Raw genomic sequence first — 24,834 nt, 5'->3', positions numbered from 1 at the left:
TAAAATGAAAAAGTAAAGCTCTAAATAAATTTAGAGCTTTACTTTTTTTACTTTTCTTCATTTTTTAGTAATAACTGACTAAACAAACCGTAAACGTATTCGCTTGGATCGAATTCTTGTAGATCATCCATTCCTTCGCCAAGTCCGACTAATTTAACTGGAATGTGCAGTTCGTTACGGATTGCTAAAACAATTCCGCCTTTTGCTGTACCGTCTAATTTTGTTAAAACAAGACCTGTGACGTCAGTTGTTTCTTTAAATTGTTTTGCTTGAATCATTGCGTTTTGACCTGTTGTCGCATCTAGTACCAGTAATACTTCATGAGGCGCTCCTGGGACTTCTCGTTCAATAATGCGTTTCATTTTTTCAAGCTCGTTCATTAAATTGACTTTATTTTGTAAGCGACCGGCTGTATCTACCATTAAGATATCCGCATGCTCGCTTTTAGCCTGTTTTACTGCGTCGTAAACGACTGCTGCTGGATCTCCACCTGGTACGCCATGAACAACATCTACCCCCACACGCTCGCCCCAAACGACCAACTGATCGATGGCGCCTGCTCTAAAGGTATCCCCTGCAGCTAATAATACTTTTTTGCCTTCTGCTTGGTATTGGTGGGCTAGCTTTCCAATTGTAGTTGTTTTTCCTACTCCGTTTACGCCAACAAAAAGCATAATCGTTAAACCATCAGGATTTAAGTTGATTTCTGGTTTTTCAGGTTCGCCTTTTTCATAAATTTCGACTAATTTTTCAATAATCGCTTCTTGAACGGCTCCTTGATTTTTAGCATTTCTTAATTTTACTTCTTGACGTAGGGCATCGGTAATTTCCATTGTGGTATCAAAGCCTACATCCGCGCCTATTAAAACCTCTTCTAGTTCGTCAAAGAAGTCTTCGTCAACGGTTCTAAAGTTGGCAAATAATTCATTCATTCGTTCTGAAAAGCTTTTACGTGTTTTTTCTAAGCCCTTTTCGTATTTCTCGGTGACTTCTGTTGTTTCGACTTCTTCACCTGTAAAAGCTTTTTTTATTTTATCAAAAAATCCCATATTATTTCCTCATTTCATTGCTTTCTTTGTTCTTATTGTAACACAATTTCAAACTAGATTCTGTTAGATATTCTCCAGTGTTTTTCCAGCAAGAACGAATTCTTCAACAGCGTAGGCAACGCCTTCTTCTTCGTTTGTTTTTGTGACAAATTGGGCTGCTTTTTTGACTTCATCTGTCGCATTCCCCATTGCAATACCTAACCCTGCGAATTCAATCATTGCCAAATCATTTTCTTCATCGCCTAAGGTCATTACTTCATTGGCGTCAATATTTAGCAACTTGCAAAGTGAGGCGATTCCTTGACCCTTGTCAACACCTTGTGGCAATAGTTCTAGTAAAAATGGTCTTGATTTCATGATGGTATATTTTTCAGTTAAGCTAGCTGGAATTCTGGTAATGGCTTCGTCTAAAATTACTTGATCGAAACAAAAAACAGCTTTGTTAACCGCAATGTCTGCTGGCACTTCTTCCATCACAACGGAAACCATTGGCAAAGCTTTCATCACGGTGCCATATAAAGAAGCGCGATTTTCAGGATGTGGCAAAGCATACACCTGTTTCAAATCGATAAAATTCATCGGCAATTCAAGGGCTTGACTCAATTGGTAAAGCTCTTCAATATGGTGTTTGGTCAGCGTTTTTTGAGCTAAGATTTCGCCATTATTAGTTTTTTGAACTAAACCGCCATTATACGTGATTCCAAAGTCACCTTCGTCGCGCAATCCTAGTTCATCTAAATAGTGAACCATTCCCAGTAAAGGGCGCCCTGTACATAAAACAACTTTAACACCTTTTTCTTTAGCACGTTGCAAAGCAAGCTTGGTTCGTGGTGTAATTTGTTTTTCATTATTTAATAGTGTTCCATCTAAATCGATTGCAATTAATTTTATCATTCGTTTGCTCCTTCTTATCTGTCTACTCTTTTAGTATACGTGTTCTTGAAAGTATTGTGAATCAAAAAAAGCAAAAAGACGAAAAACTTCTTGTCTTTTTGCTTTTTTCGTTAACTCGTCGTTGTAATTTCGCCTGTTTCTGCAATTTCTTCTAAGCGAACGGAAACAATTCTGGAAACACCTGATTCTTGCATCGTTACTCCATACAAAACATCGGCTTCTTCCATTGTTCCTTTGCGATGCGTAATGACAATAAACTGCGTATCCCCTTCAAATTGATTTAAATAACGTCCAAATCGCGCAACATTGGCTTCGTCTAACGCGGCTTCAACTTCATCTAAAATACAAAATGGAACGGGACGCACTTGAATAATTGAAAACAACAACGCAATTGCTGTAAAGGCGCGTTCTCCACCAGAGAGCAAACTTAAATTTTGTAATTTTTTCCCTGGCGGCTGAGCAATAATCTCGATTCCGGTATTTAGCAAGTCTGACGGATCGCTTAACCTTAGTTCTGCATATCCGCCGCCAAACATTTTTGGAAACACATCGGAAAATTTTTCACGAATCGCTTCAAACACTTCAGAAAAACGTTTTTTCACTTCTTCATCCATCTCATCCATCGTTTCAAATAGACTTGATTTTGCCGTTAATAAATCGTCTCGTTGCTCGGTTAAAAATGTAAAACGCTCATTCACACGGTCAAATTCTTCAATTGCCCCTAGATTCACAGAGCCTAGTTCTTCAATTCCTAATTTCAATAACTTCACTTTTTGACGTGCTTCTTCAAGTGTTATCGTCAAAGAATGGTTCGCTTTTGCAAATTCAAAGCTCAATCCATATTCTTCACTTAAATGATTTAAGCGATTTTCGATTTCAACGTCTTGACGATTCATCGTTACTTCCGCTTTTGATTTTTGCTCTAACACAATATGTTGTTGATTATTCTGTTCTGCAATTGAGCGGTCAAGCTCATCAATTTCTGCTTCCATAATGCTACGCTTTTCTTTGCCTTCAAGCATTTGACCTTCAAGCGTTTCTTTTTCTGAAAGCAACGACGCTACTTTCACTTCTAATTCTTCTTTTGTCAATTGATGGTTGCCATTGTTTTCGTCAATTGCTTGGATTTGTAACTGAATCCCATTCACATTTTCTTCTTCTTGTTGGATGGCTTCCAATAAATTGGCTTGTTCTTTTCTTGAGCCTGCAAGTTGCTCTTTAACGACGGCAACAGTAGCTGTCAATTGTTGAACTTTTTCACTGGCTTCTTTTTGTAAGAGTGTTCGTTTCTCGTTTTCGGAAGAAAGCATGTCAATTTGATGGTTGATTTTTTTCATTTCATCTTCAATTAGGAGCATTTCAGCTTTAATTTCGACTGTCCTTGAATGATAATGATCGGCTTCTTCTTTTGCTTCTTGAAATTCAAAGCTATGAGCTTTTAATTCACGAGATAAACGACGTTCTTTTTCGCTGTATAACTCGCAATCATTTTTTAATTGCTGTTCTTCCAAGCGTTTTTGTTCGCCTGCCATGCGGAGCTCTTCTAAGTGATGCTCAGCTTTTTTTAAAGCTTGTTTTAAACTTCGTACTTCAATCTCTTTTTCGTTTAATGTTTTTTCCATTGCTTCTATCTGTTGATTTAAGGTAGCAAGCTCATTTTTCCTAGCAAAAATACTGCCTTGATTGCCTTTTTTACTAGCTCCACCTGTCATTGATCCACCAGCATTCATAACGTCACCGTCTAACGTTACAACACGGTATTTGAATTGAATAAGACGTGCAATAGCATTTGCTGAGGTTAAATCTTCCGCAATAATCGTGGTCCCTAATAGGTTTTGGATGACTGTTGCTACTTCTGCTGGATAGTCGACTAATTCACTAGCAATTCCAATAAAGCCAGCATTGTTGCGAACCGTTGCTTCTACGCTACTTGGCAATTGCCTTGGCTTAATAGTTGTAAGTGGTAAGAAAGTGGCGCGACCTAAACGTTTTTGTTTGAGGTAGGTAATTCCTTTTCGTCCACTTTCTTCATCTTTTACGATGACATTTTGGCTCTGAGCACCAAGAGCGATATCAATGGCTAATTCCGTTTGCTTTGGAACGTTGATGACTTCCGCAACTGCACCAATAACTCCGCCAATCTCGGTTTTACGTTTTAAAACTTCTCGAACACCTTGATAGAATCCAGCATAATCTTCGTTTAAATCAGATAAGCTGTCTCTTTTTGCTTTGGCTTGTTGAACTAAACGCATTGCATCAAACATATTTCGTTCGTAGATTTCTAACGTTCCTTGATTTTTTTGATATTCAGTTTGTAACTCTTGATGATTTAATAATTTAGTAGCCAAATCTTGTTGAATGGTTTTTAATTGTTCTGTGACAGCTGCTTTTTTAGCGATGGCTTCGGTTAATTCTTCTTCCAATCGTTTGCCGGCTTCGTCGGATTGTTTGTTTTTTTGTGAACTATGAAGAAAACTTTTTTCTAAGTAACTTTGTTCATTTCTTAGTGTGGTTTGTTTTTGCATCCATTCCACATAGTCATCTCGTAAAGTTTCTATGGTATAAGCGCTGTCTTCTAAAAGCATATTTCGTTCTTTTTCTGCTTGAAGTAAGTCTGCTTTTAGTTTTTTTTCTTCCTCTTGTTTAACGGCAATCCGTTCTTTAATTTCTTCGTGTTGCTGATTTAATTGGCTTATTTTTGCTTCAATTTTTGCTTTGTTTTGTTGGAATTGTTCTAGATTTTCTTTTGTGTTTTTACTTCGTTCACTTAAAACTTTCTTTGAGGCTTCTGTTTGTTCGTATTGTTGAATAATCGTGACAAGTAACGCTTGCGTTCGATCTAACTCGCTATCTAATTGTTGACGCTTTTCTCGTAGTTCACCAACTGATTGTTCATTATGCTTAAGCAGATCTCGAATTGTTGCTAATTCACGTTGATACTGGGAAAGTTCTTTTTGGCTTGCTTGCCATTTTTCTTTCAATAAGTCGATTTCAACAACGGTTAGAGCAATTTCAACTTCACTTAATTGTTCTTTTTGGGATAAATAATCTTTGGCAATACTACTTTGTTCTCGCAAAGGCTCGACTTGATCTTCTAGTTCGTACACAATGTCTTGAACGCGATTCAAATTATCTTCTGTTTCAAATAATTTTTGCTCCGCTTTTTTCTTACGTGTTTTGTACTTTAAAACCCCTGCTGCTTCTTCAAAAATAGAGCGTCGATCTTCTGGTTTACTATTGAAGATGGCTTCTACTTTCCCTTGAGAAATGATGGAAAACGATTCTTTTCCTAATCCTGAATCCATAAACAAATCAACGATATCTTTTAATCTACAGCTTTGCTTGTTCAAGTAAAAATCACTATCTCCATTGCGATTTAAGCGTCTTGTAATGCTGATTTCACTAAAATCTAGCGGTAAAAAATGATCTTCATTTTCTAAGACAAGAGTCACTTCAGCGAAGTTTAAAGGCTTTCTAGATTCAGAACCTGCAAAAATCACATCGTTCATTCTGCCACCACGCAAACTTTTAGCTGAAGTTTCACCTAGTACCCAACGGATAGCTTCTGTAATGTTACTTTTCCCACTACCATTAGGACCAACGACTGCAGTAACGCCATCTACAAATTCAATGATCGTTTTATCTGCAAAGGATTTAAATCCAGTAATGTCAATTCTTTTTAAATGCACTGTAGTCGTGGCTCCTTTCTTATCTTGATTGAATTGTTTTTAAAGCATTTTCAGCAGCAGATTGTTCTGCTGCTTTTTTCGTTTTTCCACTTCCTGAGCCTAACACTTTTCCTTTTGCACTGACTTCTACAATAAATTCTTTTTCATGGGCTGGACCAACTTCGTCAATTAAACGATATTCAATGATGATTTCACCGTCTTGTTGGAGCCACTCTTGTAAGTTTGTTTTGTGATCCATCACATGTGAGAAAGCACCGGTTGCAATTTTAGGGAACATGGTTTGTCTTAGAAAGTCTAAAACAGCCTCAATTCCTTGATCCAAATAAAGCGCTCCGATAAAAGATTCGTATAAATCGCAAAGTAGCGCGGGTCTATTTCTGCCATTCATTCTTTCTTCTCCACGGCCTAAACGAATGTATTTATCAAATCCATATTCTTTAGCAAATAAACTTAAACTGGCTTCGCAGACAATTGTTGCACGCAGTTTAGTTAACTTTCCTTCAGGTAATTCTGGATAATGATCGAATAAATAGCGAGAAACTGTTAATTCTAAAACGGCATCTCCTAAAAATTCAATTCGTTCGTTGTCTTGAATTTTGCAATCCCTGTGCTCATTCACATATGATGAATGGGTAAATGCTTCTTGTAAAAAAGCTAAGTTTTTAAACGTGATGCCAAATTTTTCTTTCAGTTCGTTTAAAAATAATTCATTCATTTCGACACTCCTTTTTAAGTATAACAAGTTAAACCTATTCTATTATACTTGGTTTTTCTATAAAAATAAAATTTTTCCGCTGAAAAAAAAGGTTTTCTTAATAATAATGGGGTTTTCATCTTTTAACTCTCATTTTCCACTATAAAAACCCAGTCTGTAAAATCTAAAAGATCCTACAAGCTGGGTTTTGTTGAATTTATTCATTATTATTGAAGATGAGCGTCGATGTATTTCACTGCATCGCCAACGGTTTCGATTTGTTCGGCATCTTCGTCGGAAATTTCAGTACCGAAAACATCTTCCAATTCCATTACAAGTTCAACGATGTCTAATGAATCTGCTCCCAAATCGTCTTTAAAAGTCAATTCACTAGTGACTTTTTCATTGTCCACGCCAAAACGTTCTACAATAATTTTTGCAACTTTTTCAAAAGTTTCATTTTGAGACAACTGCTCCACCTCCATCTACTTACTGGATCATTTTGTTTGATAGTCTTTAACGTATGTTCCATTTGTATCACAATTATTTTACTGATAAAGAATGCTTTTGTCTAGTATTTTTTTATTTTATACTAAATTTAATCTTCAATTGGTGTCTCTTTTGTTTCAAAATACGTCACTAAATCGTCGATCACATGTGATTCTAGCATTTCGTGAATTTGCTTGATGGTAAAATAAACAGATTCTTTTTCAGTAGAACCATGTGTTTTTACAACAGGTGCCTTTACTCCAAATAAAACAGCTCCGCCATATCTTGAATAGTCTAATTTTTCTTTCATATCCATTAAACCATTTTTTAATAGCGCGCCTCCAATTTTTTCTTTCACACCATTGTCATAAATTGCTGCTTTTAACAATTTCATCATGGACATTGCGGTTCCTTCAATTGTTTTTAACACAGCATTTCCAGTAAAACCATCCGTAACCACCACATCGGCAACGCCATTTAATAATTCACGCGCCTCAACATTTCCAATAAAGTCAATTTCTGGTTCTGCGGCTAACAATGCATAGGCACGTTTTGTCACATCATTGCCTTTATTTTCTTCTGTTCCGTTATTTAAAAGTCCAACAGTTGGTTTTTTAACACCTCGAACAAATTTTGCATAATAGCTAGCTAAAATGGCATACTGATGAATGTTTTCAGGTTTTGTATCTGCATTAGCACCTACATCCATTAAGTTAAAGACTCGTTCATCATTTCCTACAACAGGTAATGTCGGCATCAAGCCTGGACGATCAATTCCTTTAATTCTACCAATGATTAATAAGCCCGCTGTTAACAATGCACCCGTATTCCCTGCTGAAAAAAGAGCATCGGCTTCTTTATTTTTAACGGCTTGCGCAGCTAAAACCATGGAAGCATTTTTTTTTCTTCTAACAGAACGAACAGGGTCGTCATCACTTGCGATTTTTTCATCGGTATGAACAATCTTAATATTTGTTTCATCCGTCATATATTTACGAATCGCATCTTCTTTTCCATATAATATAAATTCAATATCGTTAAATTCTTTTGCTGCCATTACAACACCTTCTACAATGGCCTTAGGAGCGTTGTCGCCTCCCATTGCGTCTACTGCAATTCTCAAAAGTTACCCTCCTTAATTGGTACCCTAAAACTATGTTACTTGTCTATTATCTCATATTTTTTTTAGATGGCAACTGAATTTAATTAATTCCCTGGATTCTTTCGGTTAATCAAAGCCAAGGGAATCCATATTTTCAATCCCAATTTCACGACGCAAACTTTGATAGTCAGGTGAAACGTAAAATGCTTCTTGGTTAACTAAAAGAGCCGCTTCATTTCTTGCTGCTTCTAACGCACCAAAGTCACCGATAATATCGCCGACTTTAAATTCTGGAGCACCTGACTGTTTTGACCCGAATAAATCACCGGCACCACGTAATTCTAAATCTTTTTCGCTTAAAACAAAGCCATCTGTCGTTTCTGTCATGATTTTCATCCGTTCGATGCCGGTATCATTTTTAGGATTTGCCACTAAAATACAATAAGATTCTTTCGTTCCACGTCCAACACGTCCGCGTAATTGGTGTAGTTGTGATAATCCAAAACGATCGGCATCATAGATAACCATTGTAGTCGCATTTGGCACGTTTACACCAACTTCAATAACGGTTGTTGAAACTAAAACTTGCAATTGGTTGTTTTTGAAGCGCTCCATTACAGCTTCTTTTTCAGCAGGTTTCATTTTCCCATGTAACAATCCTACTTGAAAATTAGGTTCGTAATACGCTTGTAGCTTTTCATAAATATCGGTAGCATTTTTTACATCTAAGCTTTCTGATTCTTCAATTAAAGGACAAATCACATAAGCTTGTGAACCTTTTCTTAACTGAGTTTCAATAAAATGCAAGGTATGTTCAAAGTTTTTCGGTCGGGTCCAAGTTGTTTCAATAGGTATTCGACCGGCTGGAAGTTCATCAATAATCGACACATCCATTTCGCCATATGCTGTAATTGCAAGGGTTCTGGGAATAGGTGTCGCAGTCATAAAGAGAACATCAGGGTGATCTCCCTTTTCTCTTAAAATTTTCCGTTGATTCACACCAAAGCGATGCTGCTCATCCGTAATGACTAAACCTAAATTGTGAAAGGAAACATCTTCTTGAATTAACGCATGGGTTCCTATTAGGACATCCAATTCCCCATTTGCTAATTCAGTTAAGATTTCACGACGCATTTTAGTTTTTGTGGAACCTGTCAACAGGGCAATTCGCACTTCTAATGGATCAAAAAGCTGTACCAAACTTTCCATATGTTGTTCTGCTAGAATTTCAGTTGGTACCATTAGAGCGGATTGAAAGCCTGCGTTGCTTGTTGCAAAGAGAGCAATGGCAGCTACGATGGTCTTTCCACTCCCTACATCTCCTTGTAATAAACGATGCATATGTAGGGATTTTCGAAGATCACCGCAAATTTCATTGACAACTCTTTTTTGAGCATTTGTTAATTCAAAGGGTAATGAGGCAATAAAACGTCTTAAATCTGCAACGTTGTATGTCAATTCTGTCCCTTTACCAACCGCTTTTTCTTGTTTTCTTAACACTTGCATTTTCATTTGAAAAACAAAAAATTCTTCAAAAACAACTTCACGTCTCGCTTGTTTCGTCTGTTCTTCGCTTGTTGGAAAATGCATCGCGTAGATGGCATCTCGATGACTGATTAATCGGTATTTTTCTTTTAAATAGGCTGGGATAATCTCTGGAATCAATGCTTCATAGCGAGCAAAGGCTTCGGTTACTAGATTTAAAATGGTTTTTTGCTTAATTCCTTTATTTGCGCTATAAATTGATTCAAAACCGGCTTCTTCTTGTTCTATCTGTGCCCCAAGAATTTTCATTCCAGTTAAACTTTTTCGTTTGTCGTCCCATTTTCCGAAAACCGCAATTTCCTCGCCTGCATGAATTTTACTTTTTAAGTAGGGTTGGTTAAAGAAAGTAACCGCAATTACAGCGTGATCGATGGCCATGCGAAAAACAAGGCGATTTTTTTTTGGTCCAAATCTAGTTAAAACAGCTTCTGAAACAACATCGCCTTTTAAAGTTACTTTTTCTTGGTCTTCAATTTCTGATAAGTCTTTGACTTGAATGTCTTCATAACGGAAAGGATAGTGAGAAAGTAAGTCTAATACGGTAAAAATACCAAGCTGATGGAGTGCCTCCAAGCGTTTAGCACCAACTTGAGGAAGCACGGTTACTGGATCATAGATTGATTTCCCCATATTTTATGCAGGATTGCCAAAAATACGCATTTTAATTTCACGTCCTGTTGGCGTATCTGCCAACCCTCCTTCTGCAGTTTCTTTGAAAATAGACGGCATTTGACGTCCTACTTTATACATTGCTTCAATGACTTCATCCGTTGGAATCACACTTGTAATTCCAGCTAAGGCCATATCTGCTGAAATCATGGCTTGTGCTGCACCTAAGGCGTTCCGTTTGACACAAGGAACCTCAACTAAACCTGCAACAGGATCACAAATTAAGCCCATCATGTTTTTCAACGTCATAGCAATCGCGGCACTACACATTTCTGGTGTGCCTCCACTAGCATCAACTAAAGCCGCACTGGCAATGGCACTAGCACTTCCAATCTCAGCTTGGCAACCACCTTCTGCGCCACTGATGGAAGCATTATTGGCAATTACTAACCCGAATGCCCCTGCAGTAAATAAAAAACGTACCATCGCTTCTCTATTCATGTTTAAACGATCTTTAGCAGCAAATAGCACACCTGGAACTACGCCAGCACTTCCTGCTGTTGGTGTTGCACATACTAATCCCATTGCAGCATTGACTTCATTCGTAGCAACAGCATTACGAACAGCTGTCAAAATGGTTTCTCCACTTAAAAAATTACCCCTTTCGATGTACTCTTTTAATTTGGTCGCGTCTCCGCCTGTCAAACCAGTTGCTGAAGAGACACCATTGACACCTTTTTCAACAGCATTTTCCATTACTGTCAACTGCTGTTCCATTTTTTTTAAAATTTCGGTGCGCGGCATGCGTGTGGTTTCCATTTCTAGTGCGATCATTACTTCAAAGACACTGCCTAATTGGTTGGCTTGTTCTACTAGTTCACTTACATTTTGAAACATAATTGAAATCTCCTTAAATTAAAATAATTAACAGAAAAGCTGAACAAATACTACTTGTTCAGCTTTTCTAACGTATCTATTTGAAAAAGCTCACTTGCATAATATGCGGAACTTCTTTTAATTCTTTTAGTGTTTCGCCAACTTCAAACTGATCGACTTCGATTATCATAATGGCTTGCTTGCCTTTTGATTCTCTCGAAACAGTCATCGTTCCAATATTAATCGCTTGTTCTGCTAGAATATTAGAAACTTTTGCAATCATACCTGGGACATCTTGATGAACGATTAAGAAAGTTGGTTGATTTTCTTCCAACTGAATTTTAAACCCGTTCACTTCAGAAATTTGAATTTTACCGCCACCGATTGAAGCCCCTACGACAGATAATGATTTCGTTTCATTAGAAACGACCATTTTAACTGAATTTGGGTGGTCTGCTTCATCATTTGTTGGAATAAAAACTACTTTCATCCCATTTTCGTTTGCAATTTCAATTGAATCAGCCAAATGTTCATCATCTGGATCCATTCCTAATAAGCCGCCAACTAACGCAATATCCGTTCCATGTCCACGATACGTTTTGGCAAATGATTCATACAAATAAATATCGACTTGTGTTGGCATTGAACCAAAAATTTTTCTTACTACCTTACCAATTCTAGCAGCTCCTGCAGTATGAGAACTGCTAGGACCTACCATAATTGGACCAATAATATCAAACACACTGTGAAAGCGATTTGCCATAACTATCCCTACTTTACTAAACCCTTCTACTCAACAGAAAGAATGTATGGGTAAACAGGTTGATTTCCTTCATGGATTTCTACTTCAACATCTTCAAAATCGGCTTCAATTGCTGCAGCAATATTTTCTGCTTCTGCTAATTCAGCATCCTCACCAAGAATAATCGTCACGATTTCGCTATCTTCTGAAATCATTTGTCTCAATGTTTCCACTGTTACTTCTTCACGACTTGGTTTAGCAATTTTAATTTTGCCTTCGATAATCCCCATGTAATCGTCTTTACTAATTGAAACACCATCAATTGCGGTATCTCTAACAGCGACAGTTACTTGACCACTAACAACGTTTTCAAGTTCATTCGTCATTTCTTCTTTATTTGTTGCTAAATCATTCATTTCATTGAAGGCTAACATTGCTGTCATTCCTTGTGAAATGGTTTTACTTGGTACGACAACAACTGGCGTTTCGCTTACTTCTGCAGCTTGATCGGCAGCCATAAAGATGTTTTTATTGTTTGGTAAGATGATCACTTTTTCAGCATTTACTGCTGCTACTGCTTTTAAAATGTCTTCTGTACTTGGATTCATTGTTTGGCCGCCACTAATAATATAGTGAGCCCCTAAACTCTTGAATAAGTTTTGCACGCCTTCACCTGCTGCGATTGCAATAATGCCATAAGGAATTTTTTTAGCAGGCGCTGCTGGTGTTTCTTTTTCGTGTTCTAAAATGGTTTCATGTTGTAAACGCATATTGTCTACTTTGATCTTCATTAATGAACCGAATTTTTGACCATAATTCATGACTTCGCCTGGACGTTCTGTATGAACATGAACTTTAATAATTTCGTCATCAGCAACAACTAATAAAGAATCGCCAATTGAATTTAAATGATTTCGGAAAGTGTCATAATCAAATTCGCTGTCGACTGTTTCGCCTTCGCCAATTTTAACCATGATTTCAGTACAGTAACCAAATTTGATTTCTTCTGTCGCAATATGGTTTGATACGCTACGGTGATGTTCTGCATTCACCATTTCGGTCATCTCTTTTTGGTTTGGTTGATGGTAGTCTTCTTCGACAACATTTCCTGATAAAACTTCTAGGAAACCTTCATAAATAAAGAGTAAACCTTGACCACCACTATCTACAACACCCACTTCTTTTAAGACGGGTAATAAATCCGGCGTTTTAGCTAATGATTTTTTTGCACCACGAACAACGGCTTCCATCACTTCGATGACATCAGTTGTGTCTTTTGCTTTACGCTCACCCGCTTTTGCTGATTCACGAGCTACTGTTAAAATGGTACCTTCAACGGGCTTCATAACTGCTTTATAAGCTGTTTCAACACCATTTGTAAAGGCTGCTGCAAATTCACTGGCTGTTAATGTTTCTTTTCCAACGATTGCTTTTGAAAACCCTCTAAATAATTGCGACAAAATAACACCAGAGTTTCCTCTAGCTCCCATTAATAATCCCTTTGATAAAGCTTCAGCTAATTCTCCAATACTTTCAGAAGTTGAAGAGTTGACAGCTTTTGCACCACTTGTCATTGATAAATTCATATTTGTTCCTGTATCTCCATCTGGAACTGGAAAAACATTTAATGAATTGACAAACTCAGCATTTTTATTTAGACGATTCGCGCCAATTGCGACCATTGCCTGAAATTGTTTACCTTCTAATTTTGTTACTTCCACCGATATTATCCTCCTTTGTCACTCTTATTTTAATGAGTGACATTGACCATTTGTTATTAGTCTTTCATTACACGAACGCCTTGAACATATACGTTCACTGCATTTGCTGATACGCCTAACATTGTTTCTAAATTATACTTCACTTTTTCTTGTACGTTACGACAAACTTCAGAAATTTTTGTTCCGTAACTTACGATGATAAAGACATCTACAGCTACTCCATTTTCTTCTTGTTTGACTACAACGCCACGTGAATAGTTTTCTTTTTTTAGAATATCATTTAAGTTGTCACGAATTTGGTTTTTACTTGCCATACCCACGATTCCATAGATATCTGTTGCCGCACCACCAACTACAGTTGCAATAACTTCATTAGTAATGTCGATTGTTCCAAATTGTGTTTTGATTTTAACTGCCATGTTAAAAATCCTCCCTTTGGCTAAATAAGCCATAAATTACTATTCTATATTTTAGCATAGCTCCCTCGATTTTAAAAGGTTTATCCGATAAACTCTTATAAACATGCCATTTACTTAAAACAATATAACTAATTTTTTAGACTTTGACAATCAAAATAAACAATTTCTCACTACTATTTTACTCTTTTATAGGTTCAATTAAGTGTCAAGTAAAAATACTTGAAAGAAAACTATTGCAAAGCATCGCTAATTATGATAAATTATTGAGGTATGAATTATTGAAGCTTTGCTTCGAGATATCGGCAAAGGAGGAAAGAATAATGGCAAAAGTTTGTGTAATTACTGGACGCAAGAGTAAAAGTGGTAACCGTCGCTCTCACGCGATGAATGCTAACAAACGTACTTGGAAAGCTAACTTACAAAAAGTTCGTATTTTAGTTGACGGCAAACCTAAAAAAGTTTGGGTTTCAGCTCGTGCACTTAAATCAGGTAAAGTTGAACGTGTTTAATTTAAAGCATTGAAGAACCTGCTCTTATCAGAGATAGGTTCTTTTTTTATCTAAAAAATCCCAGCTAACGACGTGTTAGCTGGGATTTTTTCTCAGTCTTTACTTTGGATGACTGCAATGATTCCTGACTCAAAAGAAAATTCACCCGTCTCTTTTAGGAATTCATTACTTCCTAATGATGTTGGATACGCAAAGTCAGCTTGATCTAATTGATATTTTTCATCAAATAAAGACAACTTTGTAACAGGTGTCAGACACGTAAAACCTAAATATTTTTTATCTGGCTCTTTTGTCAGTTGATAATGTCCTGGTAGATAATAACGAATGGAATTGTTTTGATCGACTAATTGAATTTTAGCTGCATTTTTTTTGAAACGTGGCTGTAAGACCATCCACAGATTGGAAAGGAAATGATCTAAACGACCTCCTGTTGCTCCGAATAAAATGACTTTTGTAGCTTCTAGTTCATCTAACGCTACTGATAAAGCCAACTCTGCATCTGTTTCATCTTTTTCAGACTGGCATCGTCGAACATCTTTTACATGCTCTTGAATAAGTTCGTAATCCGTTGCTGTAATGGAATCGAAGTCACCTAACGCAATTAATTGATTGATGCCAGCTTTTACTAAGCGTAATGAGCCACGATCGACACCAATCCAACCATCTACTTTTTTTGACCACTCCATAAGATCAGGAACTGATTCTAATGGTCCACCCAGCAAAATAGCGATTACTTTCGAACTCATTTAGCAAGAGCCTCCTTCAAATGTTGAATTTGTTTTTGAGGATCTTCAGCATTGTAAACGTAAGAACCTGCTACAAAAACATCTGCCCCCGCTTGCTTACATTGTTTTGCTGTTTCTGGCACAATGCCACCGTCAACTTCAATTTCATAATGATAGTGGTTTGCTTCTTTTAATTGCTTTAGCTTTTCAATTTTTTTCAATGTTTCTGGAATAAAACTTTGGCCACCAAAACCAGGATTAACGGTCATGACTAAAACCATGTCACATTCTGAAAGAACGTATTCAACAGCTGCTACTGGTGTTCCCGGATTTAATACAACACCCGCTCTAACCCCTGCATTTTTAATCATTTGAATAGCACGATGAATGTGTGGTGTACTTTCAACGTGAACCGTGATAATATCTGCACCCGCTTTTGCAAAATCTTCAATGTATTTTTCTGGATTTTCAATCATTAAATGGCAATCTAAAGGAAGTTTGGTTACTGGACGAATCGCTGAAACGATGTTTGGTCCAAGGGTAATATTTGGCACAAAATGACCATCCATTACGTCCACATGAATATAATCTGCGCCTCCTTCTTCGACAATACGGATATCTCTTTCTAAATTAGCAAAATCGGCACTTAAAATAGATGGTGAAATTTTCATAGTGATGCTCCTTTTTAATGTTTTTTTGTGTATTTAGGTTTGCGATTTTCAATTTCTTCTAAAAATTGCAAGTAATGTTGGTAACGATACGCTTCAATTTCTCCAGTTGCCAATTCTTCTTGAACTTTACAGCCAGGTTCTTTACGATGCATACAGCCTCTAAAACGACATCCTGCTTGAACCTCAACAAATTCAGGGAAAAGTTCTGGAAGTTCTTCTGATTCGATTTCAGCAAATTCAATTGAACCAAAACCGGGTGTATCTGCTACAAGTCCACCAAATAGTGGCAGTAGTTCGACGTGCCTTGTAGTATGCTTTCCACGGCCTAAGGCGTTTGAAATGACACCTGTTTCTAAATCAAGTTCTGGCGCGATTTGATTGAGTAGCGTTGACTTTCCTGCTCCTGATTGCCCCATAAAAACGGTTAACTTATCTTTAAACGCAGCAGTCAGTTCCTCAACAGCTTGGGGAGGTTCTTTTGGATCAGGTAAAATAACTGAATAACCAATTTTTTGATAGGCTTTTTTAAAAGCGATCATTTCTTGGTAGGCTGTTTCATCAAGTAAATCTGTTTTAGTAATGTAAATCAAGCCTTTGATTTTTTTACTTTCCAGCGTGACTAAAAAACGATCTAATAAATTGGTTGAAAAAGTTGGTTCAATCGCTGACATTACTACAACGCCTAAATCAACATTGGCAACAGCTGGTCGAATCAGTTCATTTTTTCGAGGCAAAAGCTTTTTTAAAATTCCATCTGTTACGTTGTCACTTTCAAAAAGGACCTCATCACCAACTAATGGGGTTAGATTTTGATTTCTAAAATTTCCTCTTCCTCTTGTTTGATAAGTTTCGCCCTCATGATAGACATAATAAAACCCACTTAATGCTTTTCGAATTTGACCAATTGTCAAAAAATCCACTCCTTTTATTGAATAAAAGTTCTCTTATTTTACTCTACTGAAAGAACGCTTAGATTGCAACTATTTTCTGATGATTTTAGAGATATTTAAAAAGCCAATTCATTTAGTAAGAATGAATTGGCTTTTAACTTATTTCACAACGTTGTTATCTTCTAGAATGGTAACCCCATCACGTACTACTTTATATTTCCCTGCTGTTCCTTCTTTTAATTTAAAGGTCAAGTCAATAACGGTGTCTTTCGTAATCGTCAGTTTTTGGTAAACTGTTCCGTAACTATGTTCATCGTCTTCAATATAAATTTCAATTGTATTTGGTGTAAGTGTACTGCTTGAAGATGCTGAATTTTGTGAACTGCTGCTATCGCTTGAACTGCTGTCGCTGCTTACTGCACTATCCATTGTTTGAGATGCTTTGTAAGGGACTGTAATTGATTTAGTAAAGGTGTTGACTGGAACTTCTTTTGGGCCTTTTGAAATAACAGCTGAAATAGAGTTACCACTATAAACGGTTGAACCGGCTTTTGGTTCTTGAGAGATTACTTGTCCATTGGTGATTTCATCTGAAAACTCTTCTGTAAATGTTACTTTTAGACCTAAGCTAGTTGCATAATCTTGAACACCTTTTTTCGAATAACCTGCAAAATCAATCAAGGTTTGTCCTTTTTCTCCAGAACTGACTACAAAACTAACTGTTGTTTCACTTGGAATCACTTCTGAACCTGAGTCAAGATCTTGGCTAATAATTGACCCTGAGGTTACAGAATCGCTACTCTCTTCAGTAAATTCTACTTTGTATCCTTGACGTACTAATTTTGCTTTGACTTCTTGGTAGTCATCGCCAACATAATTCCCAAACTTCACTGTTTTTTTACCTGAACTGATAAATAAGTCTACAGCTGAGTTTTCTTTTACTTCCTTCTCTTCTTTAGGATCTGTTCGAATCACTTTGCCTTCTGCAATTTTTTCATTGGCTTCCTCTGTTACTTTTCCTACCTTCAACTTAAGCTTAGCCAATTCACGTTCTGCTTGTGATTCTGTCATTCCTGATAAATCAGGAATCGTTACTTCTTTTGGGGCGCTTAAGGCAATGGCAAAAAAGCCAATCACTGCTAGTAGTAAGATGCCTAAAATTGAGAAGAAAATTAGTTTTTTCTTTTTCTTTTTTTTCTTTTTTTGATTATCTTGTGTTACTTCTTCTTTAATTGGAGAAGCGGATTTTTCCTCAACAGGTGGTTCAACAGGTAGCTGTTCGTGAATTCTAGTCACTTCTAACATGCTAGCTGGCTCAAATTTAGGTTCATCAAGTCGTTGTGGTGACAAAGATGTTGCTAAATCACTCGCCATTTCTTCTGCTGAAGTATAACGATCTGTTGCTTCTTTAGCAGTCGCTTTTAAAACGACATTTTCCAAGGCTTGTGGAATTCTCGTATCAAAGTCTTTTACCGATGGAACCGTTTCTTGGAAATGTTTTAACGCAATCGAGACAGCTGATTCGCCTTCAAAGGGAACGGTGCCTGTTAACATCTCATACAAGATAATCCCCATGGCATAAATATCCGATTGTTTCGTCGCCATGCTGCCTCTTGCTTGTTCTGGTGATAAATAATGAACAGAGCCTAATAAGGAATTTGTTTGTGTAATGGAAGTTTCAGATAGTGCAACCGCAATTCCGAAATCAGTAATTTTTACGACACCATTTTCATCAACTAAAATATTTTGTGGTTTTAAATCACGATGAATAATCCGATTGTGATGGGCATCAGCCACGGCGGATAGAATTTGTTCCATCATATCAATCACTTTTTGATACGGTATTGGAAAATAGTTATGGATGTATTTTTTTAAATCCGTCCCTTTAACATATTCCATCACAATATATTGCGAATTATCTTCTTCACCCACATCATAAACGCTCACGATATTTGGATGAACCAATTCTGTTGCGGAAAGGGCTTCTCTTTGGAAACGGCGGATAACATCTTGGTCTTCTCTAAAATCATAACGCAATACTTTAACAGCAACATCACGATCTAAAATTAAATCATGTGCAAGATAGACATTTGCCATCCCACCGCCACCAACAGTACCAATGATTTTATATCTTCCACTTAACTTTTTTCCTATTTCCATGGATATTATTGCTCCTCTCTTGTGGCAAAATTAGCTAATAATACGGTTATATTATCAATTCCACCTCGTTCATTAGCTAATGATACTAATTTTTCAACTTTTAAATCAACTGAAATTGGCTCTTTTAGGATCTCTTTGATTTCATTATCTGATAACATATTCGTTAAACCATCTGAACAAAGTAATAAACTATTTTCAACTCCAACAGGGAAAATCGCAATATCGATATCAATTTCTGCTGAAACACCCAACGAACGAGTTAACACGTTTTTTCTTGGGTGGTTAACGGCTGCTTCGGATGAAATTTCACCACTTTTTAATAGTTCATTTACTAGCGAATGGTCTTCTGTTAGTTGCAACATTTTGTCATTTCCATATAAATAACCACGACTATCACCAATATTGGCAATCACGATTTCTGAATCGAATAATGCAGCTGCGACTAATGTCGTTCCCATGCCATCTAAATCAGAATACTGATTAGATTTCCCTACAATGCGCTCATTTTCGATACTAATATGTTTTAACATCCATTTTGTTACTTCCTCAGAAGTCGTTAGCTGACTTTCTTCCCAAGCATGACCTAAGTGAGAAACTGCCATTTCACTGGCAACATCACCAGCTTTATGCCCACCCATGCCATCACAAACAACAGCTAAAGTGATGCCTTTTTTATTTTTAAAATGTCCAGCGTAGTCTTGATTATTTTTTCTTATTTTTCCAATATCACTATGAAATACAATTTGCATTTCTCCACCTCGTTTATGTCTTCATGATTGATTATTCTGCTATTTTTTTGATGCAACTAATAAAAAATCCATCTGTTTCAAAATCATGAGGATAAATTTGTACAAAACCATCTGCAGTTACACAAGGCTGTAATTTTTCGCCAACGGCTACTTCAATTTTCTCAAATTCTGGATGATTTTTCAAAAATGCTTCAACGGTTTCAGTATTTTCTTGTTTCGTAATCGTACAAGTACTATAAACCATTATACCGTAAAGTTTCAACTTTGGCGCTACACTTTCTAAGATTTCTAATTGAATTTTTTGTAAATTTTTGAAGTCTGCTGCTTTTTTAGTGTATTTAATGTCTGGCTTGCGACGCATTAAACCTAAACCTGAGCATGGAGCGTCAACTAAAATACGATCAAATAATCCATCTTCAAATACCTCATCAACTTTTCTAGCATCTAACGTACGGCCTTCTACGACTTCTGAAACGTGTAAACGAGCTGCATTTTCTTCTACTAGTTTAACTTTATGGGCATGTAAATCTAAAGCAATTACTTTTCCACCTGCTTCTTTATCCAGATAAGATGCAATATGAGTCGTTTTTCCACCTGGAGCTGAACAGGCATCTAAAACTAAATGATGGGGTTCGATTTGAAGCGCAGGTGCGACAAGCATTGAGCTTTCATCTTGAATGGTTAATTGACCGGATGAGAATAACGGCGAAGAAGCAAAATGTCCTCCATTGCTAATGATGCCCACAGGTGATACTTCACTTTTACGAACGTCAAAGCCTTCTTCTTCCATCGCTTCAATCGCTTCATCAACGGTTAAAAAGCGTTCATTTACTCGAGCGCTCGCATGACTTGGTTGTAATAAGGAAAGTCCCATCGCTTTTGTTTCTTCTAATCCAAGTTCTGCAACAAAATTTTCTACCAACCATTCTGGCATGCTGATTTCAAGACTAAGACGTTTGATATCGTCTTTGATGTCTGCAATATTTTTAAAGCCACGGCGTTCAGCGTTACGCAAAACTCCATTGACAAATTTACTAACTCCATCGTGTCCTTTTTTCTTTGCAATTTCTGCGGCTTCAAAAAGAATCGCATGTTGTGGAATTTTGTCTAAGTAAATCATTTGATAGATCGACAAACGCAATAGATTTTGCACCCATGTATCCACTTTTTTTGCAGGGTCAATAAAATCTGACAGATAGAAATCCAAGGTGATTTTACGTTGTAAAACGCCGTAAACAAGCTCGGTTAATAACCCCGCATCTGGTCCACTCAGTTTGTTTTTTTCAATTGCATCATTTAGCAATAAATTTGAATAGGCATTATTTTTTTCAGTCTTATCTAAGATAGACATTGCAATGTAACGGCTTGTTTTTTTAGTATTGCGTTTCTCTTTTTTCACTTCGTTAGTCATTCGTTCCCACCATTTCTCCAACTTCAAGTTTATGGCCAACACCGCGTAGGTATTCTTCTACTGATAATCGTCCTTTTCCTGCTGGTTGAATTTCATTTAATTCTAAAACTGTATTTGCGCCACAAGCAACAGCGATACTTGTCGGTTCAATTGTAATAATCGTTCCTGGTTCAGCCTTTGTTTCTTTTTTAGTCGGGGTTACTGCCCATATTTTAAGACGATTCCCACCAAGTGTTGTATACGCTCCTGGCCACGGACGCATGCCTCTTACTTGGCAATCGATTTCAGTAGCGTTTTTATTCCAATCAATCACTTCTTCTTCACGGGTAATATTAGGTGAATACGTTACTTTTTCTTCATCTTGCTTAATCGGTTGGATATTTCCTGCAATGAGTTCTGGAATGGTTTCTAATAGTAAATCACGACCCAGTACGCTCAAACGGTCAAATAACGTCCCTACATCATCGGCTCTTGTAATTGGTAAGGAACGCTGATTTAAAATATCTCCTGCATCCATTTTCTTTTCCATATACATAATTGAAACACCGGTTTCTTTTTCGCCTTTTATTAATGAATAATGTACTGGAGCGCCACCACGGTATTTTGGCAATAATGAAGCATGGACATTAATCGCACGATATTTAGGCACTTCTAATAATTTAGTTGGTAGAAATTGACCAAAGGCAGCTGTCACAATTAAATCTGGTGCTAACTCGATAATTTCTGCCATTTCAGGAGAACCACTGATTTTTTCAGGTTGTAAAACTTTTAAATGATGCTTCAATGCCGCTTCTTTGACTGGCGGAGGAGTTAAGATTTTTTTACGACCGACTGGACGGTCTGGTTGCGTAACCACTGCAAGAATTTCATAGTTTTCCTCAATTAAAGCTTCTAATATTGGAACTGAAAATGCAGGTGTTCCCATAAAAACGATTTTTGTCATATTACTCTTCTCCTTCCATATAGGCTTCCAAGTCTTCAGGGGCTATTGGATCAATAATTTTATCGGTAAATAATTTGCCATCTAAATGTTCGATTTCATGTTGAAAAGCTCTTGCGAGATAATCATCGGCTTCAACTTCGTATTCTTCACCTGTGCGGTCAAAGTAACGAACGACAACGCGTTCAGCTCGCTCGACAGTTCCATAGACTTCTGGAAAGCTTAAGCAACCCTCCACATCAATACTGCTACCAGATGATTCAATGATTTCTGGGTTAATCATTTCAAATAAGCCAGTATCTTCGTCTAATTCGACAATAGCAATTCTAAGATCTTGATTGACCTGAGGTGCTGCGATACCAATGCCATCATGTTGAATCATTGTGTCGTACATATCTTCAAGTAGTTGGATGATTTCATCTGTAATTTCTTTGACTCTCTTAGTAGGGGTTTCTAAAATTTCATCTGGGTATTTCACTACTGGTAAAACGGCCATTATAGATTCCTTCTTTCTGCTAATTCGCCTTAAATAAAGTGCATGGGTTCAGAATCAATACTGACTTGCAAACCTTTTGCCATTTCTCGTTGCGATTGATTTAAAATTTCATGTAAAGTTGTAAACAGTTGGGGTTCATTTTTATATTTGATAATCGTTTGATAATAGTAGCGATTATTAACACGAGCCACTGCTTTGGGTGTTGGTCCTAAAAGAATTGTCTCGGGCTTTATAACAGGTTTAATCACCTGAATAATGTCTTGCATTTTTTTGGCTGCCTTTAGCTCTTCTTCATGACTTGTGGTAATTAGAATTGTAAAGTAGTAAGGCGGATAGCCGCCACGATGTCTTAAAAGCATTTCATGTTGATAAAAATGATCGTAGTCATGTTCTTTTGCTAGTTGTATTGCATAGTGTTCTGGATTGTAGGTTTGGACAATGACTTCACCAGTCAGTTCAGCACGTCCCGCTCTCCCACTAACTTGAGTGAGGAGTTGGAAAGTTCGTTCACTTGCTCTAAAATCGGGTAACCCTAGTGCTGTATCAGCATTGATAACACCCACTAAGGTAATGTTAGGAAAGTCAAGTCCCTTTGCAATCATTTGTGTACCCAATAAAATATCTGCTTCGCCATTGCCAAAGGCCGTTAAAAGCTTTTCATGAGCCCCTTTTTTTCTAGTTGTGTCGACATCCATTCGAATCACAGAAGCTTCTGGAATCAGCGTTAGTAACTCTTCTTCAATTTTTTGAGTACCTGTGCCATAATAACGGATTTTGTGCCCTTTACAACTTGGACAAGTATGGGGAATTCCTTCTTCATGCCCGCAATAATGGCATTTCATTGTCTTCGTGTCCATGTGAAGCGTTAATGAAATATCACAATTTGGACAAGGCAATACAAAGCCACAATCGCGACACATTACAAAGGAAGAATAGCCACGTCTGTTCAACAATAACACGATTTGTTCTTTTTTGGCAATGCGTTCTCGGATTTTTTCTTGTAAAACTAATGAAAAGCTACTACGATTTTGTTTTTTAACTTCTTCTCGCATATCCACAACTTCAACTTCCGGCAGTGCTTTTTTATTTGCTCGCTCAGTTAGTTCAAGCAATGTGTATACTTTTTTTTGCGCTCTAGCACGTGATTCTAAGGAGGGCGTCGCACTTCCTAAGATTACTGGGCAGTGATGATACTCACTACGCCACAACGCGATATCTCGTGCATGGTAACGAGGGCTTTCATCTTGCTTATAGGTTGCTTCATGTTCTTCATCAATTATAATGACTCCGATGTTTTCAACTGGAGCAAAAATAGACGATCTTGCCCCTACTACAACCTTTGCTTCGCCTCGTTCAATCTTACGCCATTCGTCGTACTTTTCACCAACTGATAATCCGCTATGCAAAACAGCTACCGCTTCGCCAAAACGACCTTTGAAATGATTGACCATTTGCGGAGTCAATGCAATTTCAGGTACTAACATTAAGGCACTCTTGCCTCTTTTAAGTGTTTCAGCAATGGTTTGTAAGTAGACCTCTGTCTTGCCACTACCTGTAACGCCTTTTAAAAGGAAGGTTTCATTGCGATCTTCTGTAACAGCTTTTAAAATGGGGGCTAACGCTACTGCTTGACTTGACGTTAACGTAAATGCTTCTGTTTGTGCAAACTCTTTATCTTTAAATGGATCACGGTACACTTCAGTTTCAAAAATTTCTATCCATTTTTTATTAGCGCCTTCTCTTAAAACAGCAGAAGTCAACTCTGTTAATTGAGTAATTTCTTCCACACTGGTTGTTTCCTCACCTAAAGTTTCAAGAAAATCTAGTAATTGATGTTGTTTAGGTCCTCTTTTCCCGAGAGAATCATGGGCTTCTTTGATTTCAGTGAATGTTAATAAATTTTTGACCATCCGCTTCTTCTTCGTTCGGGCTTGATTTTTTACAACATAAATCACTTCAACGAGTTGTTGTTGTTTTAATTTCATTAGAGGAACTAGCAACTCTTTTTCTTCGGCTTCTTCCCAGCTGATTTCTAGGTTGTCTTTAAAGAATTTTTGAATGTCTGGATCGATTGATTCTGAGACTAGACGAATTTTTTTCTCGTATTTCGCCTTCATCACGCTTGGCAGCATCGTTTGCAGACAGGTAATTTGAAACGCAAACGTAGTGGCTGCCATATAGGTGCCTAGGGATAGCATTTCTTCGTTCAAAACGGGTGTTAAGTCCATCACGTTGTCAATAAATTTAAGGATGCCTTCATAATCTGTTGAGTGTTGGATTTCCACTACAAACCCTTGAACTTTTCTGCCACCTTTACCAAATGGAACTTCTACTCGCATTCCACGTTTTAATTGACTTTCAAATGCTTCTGGAATGCCATAATCATAAGGTCGATTTGTTTGCATTGTTGGCACGTCAACAATCACTTTTGCAATGGAAACCATGTTTTCTCAC

At 37.2% G+C, this 24,834-nt stretch carries 21 protein-coding genes; 1 reads left to right on the top strand and 20 read right to left on the bottom strand.

What is annotated here, in order from left to right:
• Window positions 1-47: 47 nt before the first annotated feature.
• From ftsY to BR52_RS04045, 11 genes are all read right to left on the bottom strand, one after another.
• The gene (ftsY, locus tag BR52_RS04095) at window positions 48-1,049 is read right to left on the bottom strand and encodes a signal recognition particle-docking protein FtsY (protein ID WP_034569448.1); all 1,002 of its coding nucleotides are present in this window, start codon (window positions 1,047-1,049) and stop codon (window positions 48-50) included.
• Between the two features lie 63 nt (window positions 1,050-1,112).
• The gene (yidA, locus tag BR52_RS04090; protein WP_034569445.1) at window positions 1,113-1,943 is read right to left on the bottom strand and encodes a sugar-phosphatase; all 831 of its coding nucleotides are present in this window, start codon (window positions 1,941-1,943) and stop codon (window positions 1,113-1,115) included.
• 110 nt (window positions 1,944-2,053) lie between these two features.
• Window positions 2,054-5,632: a chromosome segregation protein SMC gene (smc, locus tag BR52_RS04085; protein ID WP_034569443.1), complete on the bottom strand. Its 3,579-nt coding sequence runs from the start codon at window positions 5,630-5,632 to the stop codon at window positions 2,054-2,056.
• 19 nt (window positions 5,633-5,651) lie between these two features.
• Window positions 5,652-6,347 carry a ribonuclease III gene (rnc, locus tag BR52_RS04080; RefSeq protein ID WP_034569440.1) on the bottom strand — a complete coding sequence of 232 codons (696 nt, stop codon included), beginning with the start codon at window positions 6,345-6,347 and terminating at the stop codon, window positions 5,652-5,654.
• A gap of 206 nt (window positions 6,348-6,553) precedes the next feature.
• Window positions 6,554-6,811, bottom strand: a complete 258-nt coding sequence (acpP, locus tag BR52_RS04075; protein ID WP_051915626.1) for an acyl carrier protein — start codon at window positions 6,809-6,811, stop codon at window positions 6,554-6,556.
• A 113-nt stretch (window positions 6,812-6,924) separates the two neighbouring features.
• Entirely contained in the window at window positions 6,925-7,938 is a 1,014-nt protein-coding gene (plsX, locus tag BR52_RS04070; protein WP_034569436.1) for a phosphate acyltransferase PlsX, read from the bottom strand.
• A gap of 105 nt (window positions 7,939-8,043) precedes the next feature.
• On the bottom strand, window positions 8,044-10,092 hold the full coding sequence (gene recG, locus BR52_RS04065; protein ID WP_034569434.1) for an ATP-dependent DNA helicase RecG: 2,049 nt from the start codon (window positions 10,090-10,092) through the stop codon (window positions 8,044-8,046).
• A gap of 3 nt (window positions 10,093-10,095) precedes the next feature.
• Window positions 10,096-10,968, bottom strand: a complete 873-nt coding sequence (gene sdaAA, locus BR52_RS04060; protein ID WP_034569431.1) for an L-serine ammonia-lyase, iron-sulfur-dependent, subunit alpha — start codon at window positions 10,966-10,968, stop codon at window positions 10,096-10,098.
• Between the two features lie 76 nt (window positions 10,969-11,044).
• Window positions 11,045-11,710, bottom strand: a complete 666-nt coding sequence (gene sdaAB, locus BR52_RS04055) for an L-serine ammonia-lyase, iron-sulfur-dependent subunit beta (protein ID WP_034569430.1) — start codon at window positions 11,708-11,710, stop codon at window positions 11,045-11,047.
• A gap of 26 nt (window positions 11,711-11,736) precedes the next feature.
• Window positions 11,737-13,371 (bottom strand): DAK2 domain-containing protein, encoded by a 1,635-nt coding sequence (locus BR52_RS04050; RefSeq protein WP_436627661.1) that lies wholly within the window; start codon window positions 13,369-13,371, stop codon window positions 11,737-11,739.
• 95 nt (window positions 13,372-13,466) lie between these two features.
• Entirely contained in the window at window positions 13,467-13,829 is a 363-nt protein-coding gene (locus BR52_RS04045; RefSeq protein WP_034569426.1) for an Asp23/Gls24 family envelope stress response protein, read from the bottom strand.
• A gap of 320 nt (window positions 13,830-14,149) precedes the next feature.
• On the opposite strand from BR52_RS04045, the gene rpmB reads away from it, so the two are divergent.
• Window positions 14,150-14,338 (top strand): 50S ribosomal protein L28, encoded by a 189-nt coding sequence (gene rpmB, locus BR52_RS04040; RefSeq protein WP_034569423.1) that lies wholly within the window; start codon window positions 14,150-14,152, stop codon window positions 14,336-14,338.
• 92 nt (window positions 14,339-14,430) lie between these two features.
• Here rpmB and BR52_RS04035 read toward each other — a convergent pair whose 3' ends face one another.
• The 9 genes from BR52_RS04035 to priA form a co-directional block, all read right to left on the bottom strand.
• Window positions 14,431-15,084, bottom strand: a complete 654-nt coding sequence (locus tag BR52_RS04035) for a thiamine diphosphokinase (RefSeq protein ID WP_034569422.1) — start codon at window positions 15,082-15,084, stop codon at window positions 14,431-14,433.
• Entirely contained in the window at window positions 15,081-15,734 is a 654-nt protein-coding gene (gene rpe / locus BR52_RS04030; RefSeq protein ID WP_034569420.1) for a ribulose-phosphate 3-epimerase, read from the bottom strand. Before rpe ends, BR52_RS04035 begins: the two co-directional genes overlap by 4 nt.
• 14 nt (window positions 15,735-15,748) lie before the next feature.
• On the bottom strand, window positions 15,749-16,645 hold the full coding sequence (rsgA, locus tag BR52_RS04025) for a ribosome small subunit-dependent GTPase A (RefSeq protein WP_115588671.1): 897 nt from the start codon (window positions 16,643-16,645) through the stop codon (window positions 15,749-15,751).
• A 138-nt stretch (window positions 16,646-16,783) separates the two neighbouring features.
• Complete coding sequence (pknB, locus tag BR52_RS04020) at window positions 16,784-18,784, bottom strand: Stk1 family PASTA domain-containing Ser/Thr kinase (protein WP_034569414.1); 2,001 nt, start codon at window positions 18,782-18,784, stop codon at window positions 16,784-16,786.
• A 5-nt stretch (window positions 18,785-18,789) separates the two neighbouring features.
• A complete protein-coding gene (locus BR52_RS04015; RefSeq protein WP_034569413.1) occupies window positions 18,790-19,533 on the bottom strand; it encodes a Stp1/IreP family PP2C-type Ser/Thr phosphatase in 744 nt (247 codons plus the stop codon).
• Window positions 19,534-19,564: 31 nt separating this feature from the next.
• The gene (rsmB, locus tag BR52_RS04010; protein WP_034569410.1) at window positions 19,565-20,944 is read right to left on the bottom strand and encodes a 16S rRNA (cytosine(967)-C(5))-methyltransferase RsmB; all 1,380 of its coding nucleotides are present in this window, start codon (window positions 20,942-20,944) and stop codon (window positions 19,565-19,567) included.
• Window positions 20,937-21,887 carry a methionyl-tRNA formyltransferase gene (fmt, locus tag BR52_RS04005; RefSeq protein WP_034569407.1) on the bottom strand — a complete coding sequence of 317 codons (951 nt, stop codon included), beginning with the start codon at window positions 21,885-21,887 and terminating at the stop codon, window positions 20,937-20,939. The genes rsmB and fmt overlap by 8 nt, the downstream gene beginning before the upstream one ends.
• Before the next feature lies 1 nt (window position 21,888).
• Complete coding sequence (gene def, locus BR52_RS04000; RefSeq protein ID WP_034569405.1) at window positions 21,889-22,380, bottom strand: peptide deformylase; 492 nt, start codon at window positions 22,378-22,380, stop codon at window positions 21,889-21,891.
• Window positions 22,381-22,409: 29 nt separating this feature from the next.
• Entirely contained in the window at window positions 22,410-24,824 is a 2,415-nt protein-coding gene (gene priA, locus BR52_RS03995) for a primosomal protein N' (RefSeq protein ID WP_034569402.1), read from the bottom strand.
• Window positions 24,825-24,834: the final 10 nt, after the last annotated feature.

Source organism: Carnobacterium divergens DSM 20623 (genome assembly GCF_000744255.1).
Lineage (GTDB): Bacteria > Bacillota > Bacilli > Lactobacillales > Carnobacteriaceae > Carnobacterium > Carnobacterium divergens.
This window is presented reverse-complemented; position numbering and strand designations above follow the sequence as displayed.